Origin of the sequence: Paenibacillus sp. FSL R7-0273 (assembly GCF_000758625.1) — a bacterium.
In the GTDB taxonomy this organism is placed as follows: Bacteria; Bacillota; Bacilli; order Paenibacillales; family Paenibacillaceae; genus Paenibacillus_AQ.
In genome coordinates this window covers 6481978-6500263 of sequence record NZ_CP009283.1, presented here as the reverse complement: position 1 = coordinate 6500263, position 18286 = coordinate 6481978, and the positions used below count along the sequence as shown (strand labels likewise).

Sequence of the window (18286 nt, the reverse complement as noted above, 5' to 3'; positions counted from 1 at the left end):
GGCAGCCTTGGGAGAGGTTTGCTGTGGCGGGCATTGCAATCCGAGAGGGAGATTCGGGATGAAAAGGGTACTAAAAACAATCGGCACAAGTCTGGTAGCGGGGGTTGTGCTGCTGTCGGGAGCGGCTGAAGGGGTGTCCGGCTCTGATACAGTGTCGGCAGCGGCTGCCAAGGCTCCTGCGGCTAAAGCATTAACGGCCGATCAGGTGATCAGCAAGGTAACTGCAGCAGCAAAGACACTTAAGAATTTTCACATTGATGTGACCAAGAAACAGGATGTACAAAGCGGAGGCGTGAAGATCAGCAATACCAACACGCTCAATCTGGATATTAACCGCCTGCCTGCCTTTGCTGCAGCAGGAAGTGTAAAAGTCAGCCTGCTGGAGACTTCTTATGAGCTGTACGCAAATGATAAGGAGTCCTACTATCTGGTAGACGGCAGCGAGCTTATCGCAGATTCTGAAGGAGACTATGAAAGTAGTGAAGAGCTTAGCAATACTGATACTGTAACGGACGGCGACGGAGAGCCGATTGATCCTGAGGCGCAGTATTGGATTGACCTGGAGAAGGCAGAGTGGAATACCTTTTACTCCAAAGGCCAGTATGATCCTGCAGCCATGCTGGATTCCGTCAAAGCCTACAAAAAATCCATGAAAATAAGTACTGCCGGAACACAGACTGTTATGCAGTTTACACTGACTGATCCGGCGGCAGCTAAGGCGGTCATTACCTTATATGATCAGGAGAATCTTTGGGATGGGGAGACCCTGCAGCCGAAGAGTGTAACCTGGAAGGTATTCGTCAATACCAAGACATGGCAGACAGAGAAGCTGACTGTTGACCTGAGCTATGTATTAGCAGCTGACGGAGCGAAGGATACATACACTACCAAGATTGAAGCGAAATACTCCAAGAATAATAAGATCCCAGCAATTGTTAAACCGGCTGAGCTGGAGTAGAGCTTATAGCGGAAATATTGAACAGCCCCGGGATAATCCAATCTCCGGGGCTATCGTTGTTTTAATAGTGAGTCTTACTTCGCAATAACAGTCTCCTGTAACGCTGCATTACATGCAGTGACACCCGTACTTTTCTTCACAGGCTTGCTCCAGTATTGCTCATTCCCCGGCAGGTCATCGAACCATTCGGCATCCTCCGGGCAGTCGAGGATCATGAATTTTCCGTACTCCTGATCACGGGACTGATGGTATTTAAGATAGGCTTTGCCGTCTTCAATGGCCAGAATTTCGATTTTGCCGGAGGAGTGGCTCATGGAAAGCCTGACTCTTTTGCCGAGGCCTGAGGTTCGGGCTTTGGCTTCTTCGACGATCCGGTATACCTGCTCAAGCGGCAGGACGAATTCACGGTTGCCGGCGATCGGCCGGTTAATAAAGAAATAGTAGGGCGTGATTCCGGCCCAGGACAGGCGGTCCAGCAGCTCACCCAGAACAGCAGGGTCATCGTTAATGCCCTTAAGCACCGGAGTCTGATTGACGATAATTGCCCCGGCGTCATGCAGGGCTCTTACGGCCCGCTTGGCCTCAGGTGTGATTTCCCGCGGATGATTAATATGCGCCATAATATAAATTCGTTTTTCTACAGTAGAGTGGGTGCGGATCAGCTCCAGCAGCTCGGGGTCCTGGGAGATACGCATCGGATTGAATACCGGCAGCTTGGAGCCGAGGCGGATGATTTTAACATGCGGGATGGCCCGCAGGCTCTCAATGATGAAGCGCAGCTTGGTTGTCGAGAGGATCAGACTGTCGCCTCCGGTCAGCAGAACGTTGTTGATCTCCGGATGGGCGGCGATATACTCAATTCCGGCGGTGACATCGAAGGAGGCTTCTTTGACATCATTGCGGAACAGCCGTTTGCGGAAGCAATAGCGGCAGTAGGCCCCGCAGACCTCGGAGACAATCAGCAGGGCGGTAGTCCGGTACTTATGCTGGCAGCCCGGCACCACATAGTTGGCTTCCTCATCGGAGGCATCCCACTGCCCATACTCCATGAGCTCTCCCTCTCCGGGAACAACGAGCCTGCGGATCGGATCATCCGGGTCCTCCCAGTCTATCAGGGACAGATAGTAGTCGTTCGCCCGGAACACAAATTTGTCCGTGACCTCCTTGAGCCGGGCTCTTTCTGCTTCGGGCAGTATTTCCATTTTGTTAATGTCGGTTATGTATCGTACCTTTTGCACATGAATCTCTCCTTTGTTCTCAGAATGGCGAGACAATAGGGAGCCTTGATGTCAAAAGCCAAACTGTTAGCCAGCAGGGTCTCTAAAGAACACAAAAAGAGACCCTTAGCACAAGGGTCTCATGTTATTAGAAACATAAAAAAGCAGACCCATCCACTACTGACGAGGTTAGCTGACGGACTCGGGTAAGATGGTACCCTACATTGCTGATCTCAATGATTCGCCCCAATTGACTGGTTCCCCCGCTTTCCAGCTGGAAATGCTGGAAATTAAGCGTAGTTCAAGTATAACCTGCAAAGTTTGCTTAAGTCAAAGTTGTTGGCGTCAGCTGCAAGGCTATCTTTTTACAGTTTAGTTTTAATTAAACGTTATTTGGTATTCCGTCTGATTATGTTGTACGATATCGGCATATCTTTTTACAACAAGGAGGACCTTGATGAAGCTGGGTTATTTGATTATTGATATGCAGGAAATCTATGTGCGGGATTCGGTCGATCAGAAGACGCTGGACCGCGGCTGTGAATATATTAATTATGTCGCAGACATGCTCCGGGAGAAGGATCAGCTGGTCATTCACATTCAGGATATTGAGGGCATAGAGGAAGCTACCAGGGAACGCTACAATATCATTCCGGAAATTCAGGTGAAGGACAGTGATCTGAAGGTAACCAAGGAGCACTCTAATGCATTCTGGAAAACAGGGCTGGAGCAGCTGCTGAACGACCATGGTGTCGAGCTGCTGATCATCGCCGGCTTCTCGATGGAGCACTGCGTGCAGTTTACCTACAACGGGGCAAGCGAGCGGGGCTTCCGTCCGGTTCTGCTGCAAAATGGCGTTTTGAGCGCATACAGCGACGTAATCACTGCTGCCTCTAGAGACCGTAATCTGATCTCGTATCCGGTGATTCCATATTTGATTAACCAGTAGCATTGAACACCAACGACACCCTGTTTGTCTGCAGTAGCTCTGCGGAACGGAGGGGTGTTTTTTATTTGGAGAAAGCCTCTTGTATATTGAAACTTTTTCCATTTACGCTCGTCCAATAGTACAGAAGCTATTCTATTATAGGGGAGACTTACATAATGAAAAATTGGAAGCTGGCTGCCGGCATTCTGGCAGCGGCTATTGCTTTAAGTCCGGGAGCAGCATCTGCAGCCTCGGCCAGCGTTATTCAGCTGAATTACAAAGAGACCTCACTGGGCCGCAGCCAGGTAGTTACTTCTGGTACTACGCTTGTTCCGCTGCAGCAGCTGGCACAGACGATGGGCTACGCCCTTACCTGGAATCAGAGCACGAGGTCGGCTAAGCTGATCCGTCCCGGCCGCGAGGTTGCTTTGACTGCCGGTACTGTTAGCGCAACTGTAGACGGTACTGCAGCAAGCCTGACTAAGGCGCCGCATATTCTCAAAGGTAAAATCTATGTACCGCTGGTATCAGCAGTCAGTCTGCTGGGCGGCAAAACGGTTTATGACAAGGACAGCGGCAGCTTGAACATTGTGGATGAGCTACGTTATTCGGTTGCTTCGGCTCAAGGCAGAACCTACTGGGTGTCACAAAAGAACGGCAATGTCTTCTATAGTATCTCTGCTTCCGGAAAGCCGGTGCTGATCGGAGAACTGCCGTTTGCTGATCTGATTTATACCCATGGTCTTGAGGTTAAGAATGTAGGTAAGGGTACGGAGCTTCTGCTGCTCACCGATAACCATTATGCAATGTTCCAGGACATAAGCAACGGCTACCAGGCGCTGATTCAAGACGGCACAATTGTAAAGCAGATGGACTATCACTATAATATCAAGTCATACATAAAGGCTCCTCTGCTAAAAACCCCCCAGATCTACATGACCGATGGTGCCGGCGTACAGTACATTAATGCAGACGGCAGCCTGGGCAAGCTGTTTGATCTGGAAGCCATCACAGGCATAGAAGGACAATACACTATTGAATATGCGGCAAAGGATATTATCCTGGCACGATTCATGACAAACACACAGCTGTATGCCATTAATACTGCAAGCGGGACAGGCATCAATCTTAGTGCGCAACTGATCAGTGCCGGGGACCGTAAAGAGTGGGACCGGGCAGACGGATCGGATGATTTTTATCTTAGTAAAATGCTTGTCCTAAAGAAGCGGGAGGGGAATCTGATGACCTTCACTTATGCCACGCTGCCTGACGGAAAAGTGAAGACCGTGACGTATACAGTGGGTTCGCAATAAATCCGGCGCGGGTTAAGGAGGAGCGTAATGAGAAAAATGACTGCTGTAGCAAGCTGTCTGTGTATCTTTATGGTTGCTATTATAGCGGGATGCAGCAGCTTAGCTAAAGGAGCGCCCAAAGAGGTAGAATTAAAGCAGCTTAGCAGTGGGGCTAAAAGCTTTGTAGACCAGATCAAGGATAAAAGCGGACTGTATCTCTATTCACCTGCTGGCGAGCAGACCTATCTCATTGTTAATCATCTGGTTGCCGGCCAAGATGAGGAAGCGAAATATCTGGAGTCACTGAAGACGGAATTAAAGGATCATTTGTTAAGACTGGACGTGAACGAGCTTGGAACGACGGAGTACTCGGATAAACGGCTGGGGCAAATAAGATTTTTCGAGCTGGGGAACAGCAGCAGGGATTACAATGCCATTCAAGTGTATAAAAACGGTGTGGTGAGCAAATTTGACTCCATCGGCGGTTAAGTATAGCTCAGGATATACATTGTTACAGAAAAAAGATGCTTCACAGGCCGGGGGACGGTCTGCAGAGCATCTCTTTTGTGCGGGTACAGGTTTATTTCCGGGCCAGCTCCTGCCGTACAATCGGGGCAACCTTGGTGCCGAGCAGCTCGATCGCGCGCATAACCTCGCGGTGCGGCATGGTGCCGACGTTGACGTGGAGGAAGAAGCGGGTTACACCGAGGTTTTTGTGCAGCAGAATGATCTTCTCTGCTACATACTCGGAGTCGCCGACATACAGTGCTCCGCGCAGGCTGCGGGCATCGTCGTAGGTAGCACGGTTGTAGCTCTGGCCCCAGCCGCGTTCGCGTCCGATTACATTCATCTGAGCCTGGGTGGAAGGATAGAACAGAGCCGCAGCCTGCTCGGTTGTCTCGCCGACGAAGCCGTGGGAATGGGTGGCAATCTGCAGCTTGTCAGGATTGTGCCCAGCACGCGCCGCGGCTTCCTTGTACAGCTTCACCAGCGGTGCGAAGCGTTCCGGCATGCCGCCAATGATGGCGAAGGCTACCGGAAGACCGAGCATGCCTGCCCGGATAGCCGACTCGGGATTGCCGCCTGTGGCAATCCACACCGGCAGCGGGTCCTGAACTGCACGCGGGTAGACCGGCAGGTTATCAATAGCCGGGCGGTGGCCGCCGCGCCAGGTTACCTTTTCGGAGGCGCGGATTTTCAGCAGCAGCTCGAGATTTTCCTCAAATAATTCGTTATAATCGTCAAGACTGTAGCCGAACAGCGGGAAGGATTCGATGAATGAGCCCCGCCCAGCCATAATCTCCGCCCGTCCGTTCGAAATGCCGTCAAGTGTAGCAAATTGCTGGTAGACCCGGACCGGATCATCCGACGACAGTACGGATACGGCGCTGGTAAGCCGGATGTTCTTAGTCATTGCTGCCGCAGCCGCCAGCACAACTGCAGGCGCACTTCCCGCATAGTCGGCACGGTGATGCTCACCGATTCCGTATACATCCAGTCCGACCTGGTCGGCAAGGACGATCTCCTCTACGGCCTCACGCAGTCTTTCCGCATGGCTGATTACCTCACCGGTCACCGGATCAGGTGTCGTCTCCAAAAATGTGCTAATTCCTATTTCCATCTTCATCCGCCTCCCTTTTCATATTGCTATCTTACTATACTTTTTAATGTTTCTCAACTTTAGTAAGTGAAAAACCGGGATTTATTTTGTGCTGCTCTGCCCGTCCGTGTCATGTGCCAATTTGGATAACCCCGACCCTTCTGCCGTTACTGCTATACACCGCAGGACATAGTTTATTGTATTACGGACGAAAGCGGTGATCAGGAGTGGGAGAAGGGATAGGTAATACGGCGAGCGGCTTCGCTGCCCATGCCGAAGGATTGAACACGACTGCGAGCGGTGCAGCCGCTCACTCGGAAGGCTATTCTACGGTTGCAAGCGGGAATAGCTCCCACGCAGAAGGAAGTACTACAGTAGCGAGTGCAAGCGCATCGCATGCCGAAGGCTACCTTACACAGGCAACGAATGATACGGCACATGCCGAAGGCACTTCAACAACGGCCAGCGGAGTGGCATCTCACGCTGAGGGATATATGACCCATGCAATGGGGGAGAGCACGCACACAGAGGGTTCAATGACGCTGGCAGCCGGAGCAGAGGCCCATGCCGAAGGCAATGCTACACAGGCCTGGGGAGACTATTCGCATACGGAAGGCCTCCGTACATCGACTCAGACCGGTGCAGCAAGTGCCCATGCCGAAGGGGAGGGAAACTCGGCAGCCGGAAGGGCCTCCCATGCGGAAGGCGGCGGTGCCGACCCGCTGGGCAATGCTGCACCTAACTTTGCCGGCGGCGCCGGCTCCCATGCCGAGGGGGTGGGGACGACCTCGCTGGGCTTTGCCTCCCATGCGGAAGGCGGAACCTCAGATGTAACGGCTGCGGCGGGGCCGGTGGCACAGGGCGACTTCTCCCATGCCGAGGGGCAGAGCACATCGGCCAGCGGTACGGCGGCCCATGCCGAAGGCTTCCGGACGATTGCCAGCGGAAATCTCGGCTCGCATGCCGAGGGGCAGAGCACAACAGCCAGCGGCACGGCCACTCACGCCGAAGGCTTTCAGACGACAGCCAGCGGCCCGTCGGCTCATGCGGAGGGCGCTAACTCGGTGGCCAGCGGTTCCTTCAGCCATGCCGAAGGCGTGGGTACACTGGCCAGCGGCGCCTACGCCCATGCCGAAGGTGCAGATACTACGGCTGACGGGCAAGCGTCGCATGCCGAGGGCTTCATGACCCACGCCTTCGGGGCGAATTCCCATGCCGAGGGTGAGAATACAACCGTGCTGCCCGGGCATACCGGCTCGCATATTATGGGCCAGAACGGATCAACTAGGTTCGCCTATTCCTGGCATCTGGCTAACGGGCTGGCGGTAGGGCCGAGTCTCAATTCAGCGGTAATTGAAGGGGCTACAGGGAATCTTTATCTGGACGGTACTGTTATTTCCCCGGCCGCAGCCGATTATGCGGAGATGTTCGAGACCTCAGACGGGCAGGCGCTGGAGCCGGGATATTTTGTGACCTTTGACGGGGGCAGTGAGAAGATCCGCAGAGCCCATGCCGGGGACTCATACATTCTGGGGGTAGTCAGCGGTAGACCGGCCATTCTGGCCGATTCCAGCGATTTGCGCTGGCACAAGCTGTTCGTGACAGATGAATGGGACCGGATCCAGTATCAGGAGGTAGAGGTGCCGGAGGTCCGGGATACGGAAGGCAATGTGGTGCGCGCAGCCTCCTCCAAAACCGAGCCGGTCCTGAATCCGGACTGGAACGCTGCAGAGGAGTATATACCGCGGCTGCAACGGGATGAGTGGGTGGCAGTTGGGGTAGTCGGCAAGCTGCTTGTCCGCGATGATGGCACCTGCCGGCCGGGAGGCTACTGTATGCCGAATGCTGAAGGCATTGCGACAGCAGCGGCTGCCGGATACCGGGTCATGAGCCGTACCCGGGATGACCAGGTGCGTATTTTTGTACGATAGGCCGAGATTTTAGGCAGGACTGGTGTGAACTGTATTAGCTGAAAGTGGCTTCAAACGGGACAGCAGGCCGTATGAAGCGACTATTTTCCACCTGTTCCCACTTAGTAGAAACGGCGGGCAGCGGATTGAGCGCCCCTGCCAAACGCTAACCTCAGTCAGCGGGTTCAGGGTCATATCAGGTTAAGTGTACTTTGTACAATTAAAACAGTGGAAATGAATCATTATAAGAAAATAATGGTATTCTGTACATCTATTTTCCTCGAAAAAGCCGGTTTCGGGCGTTTTTAGCAAATATAAGTGTACAGAGTGCAGTTAAAACCTGCAGCGGAGCCAATTAGTCGGGTTTAGTTGCAGAAAGTACAGTTATTTCGGCTCGGCTCATTCCTTATTCTGTGCCCTTAACTATAAAACAGGTCAAGTGCATCACCGGGAAGAAGAAAAGGGGGACACTGCCGCCTTTATTTGGTTTTACAGCTCCCTTCTCTCTGCTTACCCTAGCAGAAAAATATACTATATAGTTGTTGGAGCCCTCAGCACACTACTGCCAGCAGCACGCAGATTGCCTTCCGGCATCCGTTTAAACACCAAAGCCGGACAGCTTCCCGAACTTACGTCGGGGAGCCGTCCGGCCTGTTGGCGTGCAATTAGGATTTATCCTTCTTTACGGCAAGCTGTACGATCATAATGACAAGGCCAAGCAGGGCGATAAGCTGGTCAACACTCATGGTCCGATCCTCCAATCTGAATTGCAGAATGGCTCTCGGACCGGCATCTCCCCTCCCCGGAAGCTGCTTTTGTTTCCCTGATACATCATATGAGCCCCTGAGTGCCATTAGTCCTTCATTGCATAAATAATTAATGCCGCAAGCGAAATGCTCGGACCGGTAATTCCTGCGTATCGCTGTGAAACTTTTTCCAGCAGGCAGGGGTCTAAAGGATATAACTGCTGAGGAGGAGAAAGAACGTGATTAGATTGAGAAAAATAGGCTTCACCCTGCTGGCCGTCAGTCTGCTTGCCATACACGCCGCAACCGGGCAGATAGCAGAGGCCGCAGCTCCGATTGTAGGTTCAATTAAGGTTTCCGGAACACCGCTTGATTTTGAAACCGTCAAGCCGGATAACGATGCAGCCTTCCATGAAGGCTTGTTGTTCGGACTGCAGGCTGACGGGACAGAAGTATACTATAATACCTCGGGACAACCGGCATTCACATTGCCGGAGCATATTGTGCCCGAAGCCGAATTCGCAGAACAGCGTGCCGTAGTGCAGGATACAGCCACCGGATTATTCGGGTTTATCAACACGAAAGGCGATATAGCGGTTCCTTGCGTGTACGCCTCTGCCGGTAATTTCTCCGGAGGAGTAGCCCATGTAGCCTTGCCGGGCGGATCGGAAGAAGCACTGATTGACCGGCATGGCAGAACAGTAGCCGCACTTACGGAGAAGTTCAGCTCGGATTTTATTTTCACGGAGGGACTATCAACGGCTTATGCTCCCGGAGGCAGCGGTCTGATCGGTTATATTAACACAGCGGGCAGGCTGGCTATTCCCTATCAGTACCACTCCGGCTCAAGAGGCTTCACGGAGGGGCTGGCGGTGGTGCAGAATAAAGCCGGGCTGTACGGTTATATCGGAACCTCTGGTCAGACGGTCATCCCGTTCCAATATAAGTCCGCCGGTATGTTCTCTGAGGGGCTGGCTGCCGTGCAGAATGCAAAAGGGAAATGGGGATTTATCAACAAGCAGGGAAAGCTCGTAATCGATTATAAATATGCAAATACAGGGAGCTTCAGCGAAGGGCTGGTGAATGTCTATAACAGTGCCGGCAAGGCGGGCTTCATTAATAAGGCCGGCAAGCTGGTCATCGGTTATCAGATATACAACCACGCGTTTTCGTTCCGGGAGGGAGCTGCGCTTGTAGGAATCAGCGATTCAACAGGCAAAAAGGCTGACCAGTACGGCTACATCAATACAAGCGGAAAGCTGCTGACCAAGCTCATCTATACGCGGGAATCCTCGCCCTTCAGCGGATGTTATGCGGTAGGCGTGACGGAAATAGGTACCGGTTATATTCTGAATAAGCAGGGAGCGGGTAAACGGTAGCCAGGTCCCCTCTTGATTAATCCCTGTCCGCAGGATAGCATAGAGGGAAATGTCTATGTTTCATGGGATTAATTTCAGTTGGGGAGTGTTGGGGGCATGGTTGTCCTGAGCAGGCAGGAGGCTGGATCGTGGTTGTTCTAGCCAGTCTTATTTTTGTGATTACATTATTTTTTGTCATTTGGCAGCCGCGCGGCTTGTCCATTGGCTGGTCGGCCTGCGGAGGCGCGCTGCTGGCGCTGATCGCCGGGGTAGTGAGCTTTACGGATGTGCGTGATGTAACGCTGATCGTGTGGAATGCGACGCTGGCGTTTGTAGCCATTATTCTGATCTCACTTATTCTGGATCAAATCGGCTTCTTTGAATGGGCGGCTCTGCATATGGCGGCGGCGGCCCGCGGCAACGGTACGCTGATGTTCATCTACGTAATCATGCTGGGAGCGGTGGTTTCGGCTTTTTTTGCCAATGACGGGGCTGCGCTGATTCTGACACCGATTGTGCTTGCGATGGTAAGGGCGCTGAATTTTGATGAGAAAAAGGTATTTCCGTTCATCATCGCCAGCGGCTTTATCGCCGATACGACCTCGCTGCCGCTGATCGTCAGCAATCTGGTCAACATCGTGTCCGCCGACTTCTTCGGCATCACCTTTATGCAGTACGCCGGACGGATGCTGCTGCCTACCCTGTTCTCGCTGGCGGCCAGCATCGGGGTGCTCTATCTGTATTTCCGCAAAAGCATACCCAGGCATTACGACGCCTCCCAGGTCAGGGCGCCGCGTGAAGCGATCAAGGACCAGCGAATGTTCCGGCTGTCCTGGGCGGTGCTGGTGGTGCTGCTGGCCGGATATTTTGTCAGCGAGTTCCTGGGCATTCCGGTTTCGATCGTTGCGGGTGTGATCGCACTCTGCTTCCTGTGGATGGCCAGCCGGAGTCCGGCAATCAGGACTATGGAGGTGGTCAAGGGCGCGCCTTGGGCAATTGTTTTCTTCTCGATCGGCATGTATGTCGTAGTCTACGGCCTGCGCAATGCCGGACTGACCGACGTGCTGGCTGACATCATCAGCAGGCTGGCCGGGCACGGGCTGTTCACGGCTACAATGGGCATGGGCTTCCTGGCCGCCGTTATTTCTTCCATTATGAATAACCTGCCGACAGTGCTGATAGGTGCGCTGGCTGTGGATACAGCAAATACAGCCGGGCTGGTCAAGGAAGCGCTCGTGTATGCCAATGTCATCGGCTCCGATCTCGGGCCGAAGATTACACCTATCGGTTCACTGGCTACGCTGCTGTGGCTGCATGTCCTGTCCTCCAAAGGCGTGAAAATTTCCTGGGGCACCTATTTCAGAACCGGGATTGTCCTTACTATACCGACCTTATTCCTTACTTTATTAGGGCTTTATCTGACACTGAAGCTGTTCTAGCGGCGGCAGTAAGCACACGCACGAACAAGGATATCGGATTCCCAAACAGCGGCCCGGACAAGCTATGTCCGGGCCGCTGTTTTTACTATGCAATTCAGCCCTTGTCTGCCTCTGATCCGCATCCCGGGTACTTTACGACCGGCCATTTGACCTTCCGCAGGGCATCCATCAGCCCGGCTCCGATGTGCAGGTTGCTGCTGACCAGCTCGTGCGGGGTTAACGCCATCCACTGGTTCAGAGAGACATCGGCGAACCGGTCGCTTTTGAACATTTCCAGAAACCATAGCGTCTCTGTGCCGGTATTCTGGATGTAATGGCCCATGGCGAACGGTACATAGCCGACATCCCCGGCCCTGTAATTGAAGGTGCGTGCTGCGCCGTTGCCGCCGAACACAGTCATCCGGCCCTGGCCGCTCAGGTAATACTGCCACTCGTCGTTGTTCGGATGCCAGTGCAGCTCACGCATCGCTCCGGGCTCGATCTCGACCAGCGCCGCAGCAATGTTCCGCGAGATGGGGAAATTGGAGGAGTCGACAATCCGCACGCTGCCGCCCGGTGTCTTCAGCGGAGGCTGGGCCAGCAGCCGGTGCTTGAAGCTCAGCGGAATTTCCCCGTAAGGAGACTGGACCTTCTGCTGCTCGAGTGACCCGGGTACCTGATCCTGATAGATGTACACCTGATTCTCCGGTATACAGTCAAAGGCAGACTCAGGTACCCCGAAGTTAGCCGCAAGCACCTCCTTTGGCGTATGGGCGAACCAGTCCGAAATAGACAGGGTATTCAGGTCGGAGAAGCTTCCGTCGTCGAAGACCAGCAGAAACTCACAGCCCTGCTCCAGTCCCTGGATGGAATGGGGGATCCCCGGGGGAAAATACCACAGGTCGCCCGGACCGACATCGGCGATGAAATTGCGCCCGTTCTGGTCAACGGCGGTAATCCGGGCACTTCCGAGCAGCATATAGGACCATTCCGCCTGCTGGTGCCAGTGCAGCTCGCGGACGCCGCCGGGTGTCAGGCTCATATTGACTCCGGCGAGCGTGGTAGCGGCGGGAAGCTCCCTGACGGTCACCTCCCGTGACCAGCCGCCGTAATTAAGCTGCATGTGGGCATCCGAAAAAGAAAACTTCAGGTTCGGAATAAGCCCGTTATCGGTGACGGGCGGGACGAACATATCCGGGTTCTCCCGGTCGCGCAGCACATCACGCGGACCGAGGTCCACATTGCCGGCACCGTCATTTCTGATGGGCTGGGGGATGGGAGCGGTACTTTTCAAGGGGGATTGTTCGGAATTCATATCGGCTCCTTTCCGGATCACGAGGCATAGATGTTTACTGTATATGATCGGTAAATACCAAATATGATTGTGATTGGCAGCCGGGGAGATGTATGATGGGAGAAGTAGGCTGCGGAGGATGCTATATTCCGTTCGTATACAAACACACTGCAGCAGCAGGCAGGCTGCAATAATATCAGAGAGCAGGTTCAGAACCAGATGACAACAGGTGAACAACAACGATACCGCTTCAGCGAGGCCCCGATCTGGGAGCTGCAGCGTTCTTATTATGAACAGCTTGGCATGCAGGCCTGGCACAATGACCAGGTTCCGCAGTATATTACCAGCAATCCGATGATCGGAACGGCCTATGCAGAGATGATTCTTGGCTTCCTCCAGGACCGTGCGGCCCGGGGAGAAATCAATGAGCCGGTTATTATCCTGGAGATGGGGGCAGGGGCCGGCCGGCTAGCCTTCCAGACCCTCCAGAAGCTGAACGAGCTGATTGAGTACGCGGACATCCCGCTTCCGCCGTTCAAATACGTGATGAGCGATCTTCCGCTCCTGAATATTACCGGCTGGCAGCAGCATCCGCGGCTGATTCCTTTTGTAGAGCAGGGAATTCTCGATTTCGCCCGCTTTGATGCTGTGGAGGACACAGAATTGAAGCTGGTGCACAGCGGAACGGTCATCCGGCCGGGCGATCTCGCACAGCCGCTGCTCGTTATTGCGAACTACTTCTTTGACAGCATTCAGCAGGAGCTGCTGTATGTGGATGAGGGCAAGATTTTTGACTGTGAGGTATCTCTGAAGTATCCGGAGCAGGCTGACACCATGACTACTTCCGAGGTGCTCAGGGATATTGTGCCGGAATATCATTATGTCCGTGCGGCAGCCTATGAAGAATCAGACTATCCGTTTCATGAGGTAGTATCCTTCTATCAGCATCATCTGGAGGATTCGCATATTTTGTTCCCTGCGGCGGCGCTGTCCTGTATGGAGCGGCTGAACAAGCTGTCCAGAGAGGGCTTCATACTGCTGACTGCAGATAAAGGGGACCACCGGCTGGTGAACTGGGAATTTCTTGAGCCGCCGCAGCTGATGCATCACGGGAGCATCTCACTGACGGCGAATTATCATGCCATGCAGTATTATTTTGAGCAGAAGGGTGCACGGACGCTGACCACTCCGCATCATTATAAGAATCTGAACGTAGTCTGCATGCTGATGCTGAAGGACCCGGAGGCCCATGTGCAGACCCGGCTGGCTTACCGGCGGAGTGTGGAGCGGTTCGGACCGGATGATTTTTTCAGCATGAAGCTGTGGATCGACAATAATTATGATTCCATGGGTATGCAGCAGATGCTGGCCTTCTGGCGGCTGGGCGGCTATGATGCCGAGCTGTTTATCCAGAGCGCGGAGCGGATCTCAGCCCTGCTGCCGGATGCCAATGACGAGGAGCTGCTCGACCTTCAGCTGGGAATTCAGAAGATGTGGGACGGATATTATCCGATGCCGCAAAAATACGATCTGGCGCTGGACACCGGACTGCTGCTGTTCGAAATGGACCAGTACGGGGAGTCGCGCAGGTATCTGGAGCTCTCGCTGGCCGAGGGCGATGAGGAGCCGGTTGTAACGGTGCTGTACTGTCTGGCGATCTGCTGCTATGAGCTGGAGGATGACGCGGGAGCGCTGGAATATACCCGGCAGGCGCTGGTTATTGAGCCCGAGCATGAGGAGGCGCTGGATCTGCTGAATGCGCTCAGTCAGGGCTGACGGCGGCTTTACAGCGGCAGATTGATTTGTTATCCTAGAGCCAATAATGAAACGCGATGACGAGAAGAGTAGATGCGAGCAGTCCTTCACAGAGAGCCCCGGACGGTGAAAAGGGGCAGGGACTGCTGTATTGAAACAAGCCTCTGAGCGGCGTACCGGAACTAAGCAAGTCCGGGATGGTACGACAGGAGCTCCTGTTACAGAGCTAGAGTATAAGCCTTGCTGCCGCAGGTCTGCGGACAATGCCGTACTTGATGAGATTAATATGGCGACATATTAATGAACCTGGGGTGGTACCGCGAGAATCTCGTCCCCAAGACTAAGCAGTCTTGGGGGTGGGGTTCTTTTTTGTTGACCAGAGAAATTCAATAAGCGGAGATTGTACCAATCCACAGGAGGTTATCAGGATGAAGGATATTTCTATTGATACAGGTGCGGCTTTGGAGGACGCAGAAGCAGCCGGTGAGAATTTTATGGAAAGGCTGATCAGGGAGGATGTGGAGAGCGGAGTGTTCAGCAGGGAAATCTGCACCCGGTTTCCTCCAGAGCCTAACGGCTATCTTCATATCGGCAGCGCGTTTGCCATCCGTACCAGCTATGATCTGGCCCGTAAATTCGGCGGTAGGTTCCATTTGCGTTTTGATGATACCAATCCGTTAAAAGAGGACATGGAATACGTGAACGCGATCATTGAGGATCTGGATTGGCTGGGCTGTAGTCCGGGGGAGCACATTTATTACGGCTCCGATTATTCGGAGCAGATCTATGAAAGTGCAGTGACCCTGATCCGCAAGGGAAAAGCCTATGTCTGTGAGCTGGCACCCGATGAAGTTGCCGCCTACAGGGGCACATTAACGCAGCCGGGCAAGAACAGCCCGTACCGTAACCGCCCCGTAGAGGAGAATCTGGCTTTGTTTGCCGGAATGCGGCAAGGCGGATACCCAAATGGGGCGATGGTGCTCCGGGCCAAAATCGATATGGGCTCGCCTAACATCAACCTCCGTGACCCGGTTCTCTATAGAATCATTCATGCGCCGCATTACCGGACGGGAGAAGAATGGTGTGTCTACCCGATGTATGACTTTGCCCATCCGATACAGGATGCTATAGAAGGAGTAACCCATTCGTTGTGCTCGCTGGAGTTCAAGGACCACCGGCCGCTGTACGAATGGGTGCTGAATGAACTGGACATTTCCGAGCCGCCGCGGCAGAGGGAATTCGGCAGAGTCAACCTGACCGGAGTCGTTACCAGTAAAAGATACCTCCGCCAGCTGGTGGCCGGCGGCCATGTGGACGGCTGGGATGATCCGCGGCTGCCGACACTGCGCGGGCTGCGCAGACGGGGCTTTACCCCGGAAAGCATCAAGCGGTTTGTTACAGAGATCGGGATGGTCAGAAGCCAGTCGATGGTGGACTTTTCGCTGCTGGAGCATGTGCTGAGACAGGATCTGAAGGGCAGTGTGCCAGCCGTGATGGCTGTGCTTGAACCGCTCAAGGTAGTGATCACCAACTATACCGGAACTGAGACAGAGCTGCTGTGTCTGGATAACAACAGTGAAAATGCGGAGCTGGGTACAAGAGAGGTACCCTTCAGCAGCGTCCTCTATATTGAACGTGATGACTTTATGGAGCAGCCGGTGCCGGGCTTCAGGCGGCTGATTCCAGGCGGTGAAGTGCGCTTAAAGGGAGCCTATATCATCAAGTGCAACGAAGTGATCAAGGATTCGCTCACCGGGGAGATAAGCGAGCTGCGCTGCACCTATGATGAGGAAACAAAGAGCGGCAGTGCCATGAGCGGCCGGAAGGTCAAAGGGACAATCCACTGGGTGTCCGCCAGCCATGCAGTGCCCGCTGAAGTGAATGTGTATGAGCAGCTGCTGATGGACAACGATGGGCCGAAGGATGAGAGTGAAGCCTGGGAGGATGTTATCAATCCCAATTCCATCCGGACCTTGGAGCACTGCCTGGCCGAGCCGTATGTGCTTAAAGCGCTTGGCCTTGAACGATTCCAGTTCATCCGCCACGGCTATTTCACCTCTGACAACAAGCTATGCAGCCGTGACCGCCTGGTCTTCAACCGGATCGTACCGCTAAAGGACGGGTGGAAGGGGAAGAAGTAGGACGGGGATAAGCTTTTACCGGATAAGCGCTGCCTAAGCGGAAGAATGACACCTGGTGAGACTTGGGACGGAAAACGGGAGATCCCCGGTTTCTGTCTTTTTTTTTGCTGATTGCCAAACCCGTAATCGCGGTAATTGTACTTATGTATGCAAACGGAAGGCGAACCATGAAAATTACATTTACATTTTTCAAAAGGAGGAATATAATAATTGTAAAGTAAAAGTTGCCTGAGGGAAACTTTAGTGCACGAAGACAAATTTTCGGTGTTGAGACAACATTTCGTTGATATAGACAATTTTCCAGGCACAAGGAGGGATTAACATGATCGAGCAGACAGCGGTGGAGGCACCCAAGATCATAAAGGCTAAACAGAATAAAGTTACAGCACAGGCCGTATTAAACGGGGATGTAAAAGGGCTGAAGCGGCTGCTGCCGTTCCTGGGTCCGGCTTTTATTGCTTCAGTAGCGTACCTCGACCCGGGGAACTTCGCCACGAATATTACGGCCGGCTCGAAATACGGTTATCTGCTCCTCTGGGTCATTGCCGCCTCGAACCTGATGGCTGTGCTGATTCAGGCATTATCCGCCAAGCTCGGCATCGCTACCGGCAAGAACCTGCCTGAGGTGGCACGGGAGCAGTTTCCGAAGGGGGCAGCCATCTTTTTATGGATTCAAAGTGAGCTTGTCATAATAGCTACAGATTTGGCGGAGTTTATAGGAGCGGCACTCGGCTTATACCTGCTGTTTGGCATTCCGATGCTGCCGGCTGCACTCATTACAGCTGCAGGCTCATTCGCTATACTGGAGCTGCAGCGCCGGGGTTACCGGAGTCTGGAGGCAGGGATTGCCTCGATGGTAATGGTCGTCGTCTTGGCTTTTGCCTTCCAGGTCATAATGGCGAAGCCGGATGCCGGGGCGGTAGTCGCCGGAATCTTCACTCCGGCATTTCAGGGGGTAGACAGCGTGCTGCTGGCCGCAGGTATTCTCGGGGCAACCGTTATGCCGCATGCGATTTATCTTCATTCCTCGCTGACCCAGAGCCGGGTGGTCGGAGTAGACGAGAAGCAGAAGAAGCAGATTTTTAAATGGGAAATGATTGATATTGTCATTGCGATGGTGATCGCAGGGGCTGTGAATATGGCAATGGTTATTGTAGCTGCTGCCTTGTTCTTCAAAAACGGGCTGGTAGTCGAGGACCTCGATGTCGCCTTCGCACAATTTAGCAGCCTGGCCGGACCGGTTACGGCGGTTGCCTTTGGCCTGGGCCTGCTGATTGCCGGCTTATCCAGCTCCTCTGTGGGCACAATGGCCGGAGATGTGGTCATGCAGGGCTTCATCAACAAGAGAATCAACCTGTATCTGCGGCGGGCGATTACGATTATTCCACCGCTGGCGATCATCGCCTTCGGCATCAACGCCACAAGCGCGCTGGTCATGAGCCAGGTCGTGCTGTCGTTCGGGATTGCCTTTGCACTTATTCCGCTGGTCATCTTCACCAGCAACCGCAAGATTATGCATGGGCTGGTTAACCGCCGGATTACGACTATACTCGGCTGGTTGATCTCCGCGCTGGTAGTCGCGCTGAACCTGTTCCTGATCGTAGAAATGTTCGTTTAAATACAGCCTGCTCAAAAAAAGCACCTTCAATCCCGCCTGGGCGGTTTTGAA

Annotated in this window: 14 protein-coding genes, 1 riboswitch and 1 other annotated feature; of the genes, 10 read left to right on the top strand and 4 right to left on the bottom strand. The window is 53.5% G+C overall.

Annotation, left to right across the window (positions count from 1 at the left end):
* The first annotated feature begins 58 nt into the window (after nucleotides 1-58).
* Nucleotides 59-958 (top strand): DUF6612 family protein, encoded by a 900-nt coding sequence (locus R70723_RS27845; RefSeq protein WP_039877313.1) that lies wholly within the window; start codon nucleotides 59-61, stop codon nucleotides 956-958.
* A 74-nt stretch (nucleotides 959-1032) separates the two neighbouring features.
* On the opposite strand, the gene R70723_RS27840 is transcribed toward R70723_RS27845, so the two are convergent.
* The gene (locus R70723_RS27840) at nucleotides 1033-2196 is read right to left on the bottom strand and encodes a KamA family radical SAM protein (RefSeq protein ID WP_039877312.1); all 1164 of its coding nucleotides are present in this window, start codon (nucleotides 2194-2196) and stop codon (nucleotides 1033-1035) included.
* 142 nt (nucleotides 2197-2338) lie between these two features.
* A riboswitch (cyclic di-AMP (ydaO/yuaA leader) is annotated at nucleotides 2339-2482 on the bottom strand.
* Nucleotides 2483-2632: 150 nt separating this feature from the next.
* Between R70723_RS27840 and R70723_RS27835 the strand changes: the two genes are divergently transcribed.
* The 3 genes from R70723_RS27835 to R70723_RS27825 all read left to right on the top strand — a co-directional run bounded on the left by R70723_RS27835 (nucleotide 2633) and on the right by R70723_RS27825 (nucleotide 4884).
* Complete coding sequence (locus R70723_RS27835) at nucleotides 2633-3124, top strand: cysteine hydrolase family protein (RefSeq protein WP_039877311.1); 492 nt, start codon at nucleotides 2633-2635, stop codon at nucleotides 3122-3124.
* A 155-nt stretch (nucleotides 3125-3279) separates the two neighbouring features.
* Nucleotides 3280-4416 carry a copper amine oxidase N-terminal domain-containing protein gene (locus R70723_RS27830; RefSeq protein ID WP_039877310.1) on the top strand — a complete coding sequence of 379 codons (1137 nt, stop codon included), beginning with the start codon at nucleotides 3280-3282 and terminating at the stop codon, nucleotides 4414-4416.
* A 27-nt stretch (nucleotides 4417-4443) separates the two neighbouring features.
* On the top strand, nucleotides 4444-4884 hold the full coding sequence (locus tag R70723_RS27825) for a hypothetical protein (protein ID WP_039877309.1): 441 nt from the start codon (nucleotides 4444-4446) through the stop codon (nucleotides 4882-4884).
* A 91-nt stretch (nucleotides 4885-4975) separates the two neighbouring features.
* On the opposite strand, the gene R70723_RS27820 is transcribed toward R70723_RS27825, so the two are convergent.
* Nucleotides 4976-6016, bottom strand: coding sequence for an LLM class flavin-dependent oxidoreductase (locus R70723_RS27820; protein ID WP_039877308.1), 1041 nt, complete (start codon nucleotides 6014-6016; stop codon nucleotides 4976-4978).
* 206 nt (nucleotides 6017-6222) lie between these two features.
* On the opposite strand from R70723_RS27820, the gene R70723_RS27815 reads away from it, so the two are divergent.
* The gene (locus tag R70723_RS27815) at nucleotides 6223-7926 is read left to right on the top strand and encodes a peptidase G2 autoproteolytic cleavage domain-containing protein (RefSeq protein ID WP_047171255.1); all 1704 of its coding nucleotides are present in this window, start codon (nucleotides 6223-6225) and stop codon (nucleotides 7924-7926) included.
* A gap of 644 nt (nucleotides 7927-8570) precedes the next feature.
* Here the strand turns inward: R70723_RS27815 and R70723_RS33635 are convergent.
* The gene (locus R70723_RS33635) at nucleotides 8571-8759 is read right to left on the bottom strand and encodes a hypothetical protein (RefSeq protein WP_156123854.1); all 189 of its coding nucleotides are present in this window, start codon (nucleotides 8757-8759) and stop codon (nucleotides 8571-8573) included.
* 131 nt (nucleotides 8760-8890) lie between these two features.
* Here R70723_RS33635 and R70723_RS27810 point away from each other — a divergent pair, with 131 nt between their 5' ends.
* Both R70723_RS27810 and R70723_RS27805 read left to right on the top strand, forming a co-directional pair.
* Nucleotides 8891-10030, top strand: a complete 1140-nt coding sequence (locus R70723_RS27810) for a WG repeat-containing protein (RefSeq protein ID WP_231574790.1) — start codon at nucleotides 8891-8893, stop codon at nucleotides 10028-10030.
* A 125-nt stretch (nucleotides 10031-10155) separates the two neighbouring features.
* Entirely contained in the window at nucleotides 10156-11448 is a 1293-nt protein-coding gene (locus tag R70723_RS27805) for an arsenic transporter (protein WP_076418475.1), read from the top strand.
* Nucleotides 11449-11542: 94 nt separating this feature from the next.
* Here the strand turns inward: R70723_RS27805 and R70723_RS27800 are convergent, their stop codons facing one another.
* Nucleotides 11543-12742: an oxalate decarboxylase family bicupin gene (locus tag R70723_RS27800; RefSeq protein ID WP_047171254.1), complete on the bottom strand. Its 1200-nt coding sequence runs from the start codon at nucleotides 12740-12742 to the stop codon at nucleotides 11543-11545.
* 198 nt (nucleotides 12743-12940) lie between these two features.
* Between R70723_RS27800 and R70723_RS27795 the strand changes: the two genes are divergently transcribed.
* From R70723_RS27795 to R70723_RS27785, 3 genes are all read left to right on the top strand, one after another.
* On the top strand, nucleotides 12941-14497 hold the full coding sequence (locus tag R70723_RS27795) for a tetratricopeptide repeat protein (RefSeq protein ID WP_039877306.1): 1557 nt from the start codon (nucleotides 12941-12943) through the stop codon (nucleotides 14495-14497).
* A 47-nt stretch (nucleotides 14498-14544) separates the two neighbouring features.
* Nucleotides 14545-14815 (top strand) — a binding site (T-box leader).
* An 89-nt stretch (nucleotides 14816-14904) separates the two neighbouring features.
* Entirely contained in the window at nucleotides 14905-16617 is a 1713-nt protein-coding gene (locus tag R70723_RS27790) for a glutamine--tRNA ligase/YqeY domain fusion protein (RefSeq protein ID WP_047171253.1), read from the top strand.
* Nucleotides 16618-16939: 322 nt separating this feature from the next.
* Nucleotides 16940-18235: an Nramp family divalent metal transporter gene (locus R70723_RS27785; protein ID WP_047171252.1), complete on the top strand. Its 1296-nt coding sequence runs from the start codon at nucleotides 16940-16942 to the stop codon at nucleotides 18233-18235.
* Nucleotides 18236-18286: the final 51 nt, after the last annotated feature.

What these genes read in the sequence shown, in the direction of transcription:
- R70723_RS27830 (WP_039877310.1), top strand. Translation starts at nt 3,280, where the DNA reads ATGAAAAATTGGAAGCTGGCTGCCGGCATTCTGGCAGCGGCTATTGCT.
- R70723_RS27845 (WP_039877313.1), top strand. Translation starts at nt 59, where the DNA reads ATGAAAAGGGTACTAAAAACAATCGGCACAAGTCTGGTAGCGGGGGTT.
- R70723_RS27820 (WP_039877308.1), bottom strand. Translation starts at nt 6,016, where the DNA reads ATGGAAATAGGAATTAGCACATTTTTGGAGACGACACCTGATCCGGTG.
- R70723_RS27795 (WP_039877306.1), top strand. Translation starts at nt 12,941, where the DNA reads ATGACAACAGGTGAACAACAACGATACCGCTTCAGCGAGGCCCCGATC.
- R70723_RS27835 (WP_039877311.1), top strand. Translation starts at nt 2,633, where the DNA reads ATGAAGCTGGGTTATTTGATTATTGATATGCAGGAAATCTATGTGCGG.
- R70723_RS27825 (WP_039877309.1), top strand. Translation starts at nt 4,444, where the DNA reads ATGAGAAAAATGACTGCTGTAGCAAGCTGTCTGTGTATCTTTATGGTT.
- R70723_RS27800 (WP_047171254.1), bottom strand. Translation starts at nt 12,742, where the DNA reads ATGAATTCCGAACAATCCCCCTTGAAAAGTACCGCTCCCATCCCCCAG.
- R70723_RS33635 (WP_156123854.1), bottom strand. Translation starts at nt 8,759, where the DNA reads ATGGCACTCAGGGGCTCATATGATGTATCAGGGAAACAAAAGCAGCTT.
- R70723_RS27785 (WP_047171252.1), top strand. Translation starts at nt 16,940, where the DNA reads ATGATCGAGCAGACAGCGGTGGAGGCACCCAAGATCATAAAGGCTAAA.
- R70723_RS27790 (WP_047171253.1), top strand. Translation starts at nt 14,905, where the DNA reads ATGAAGGATATTTCTATTGATACAGGTGCGGCTTTGGAGGACGCAGAA.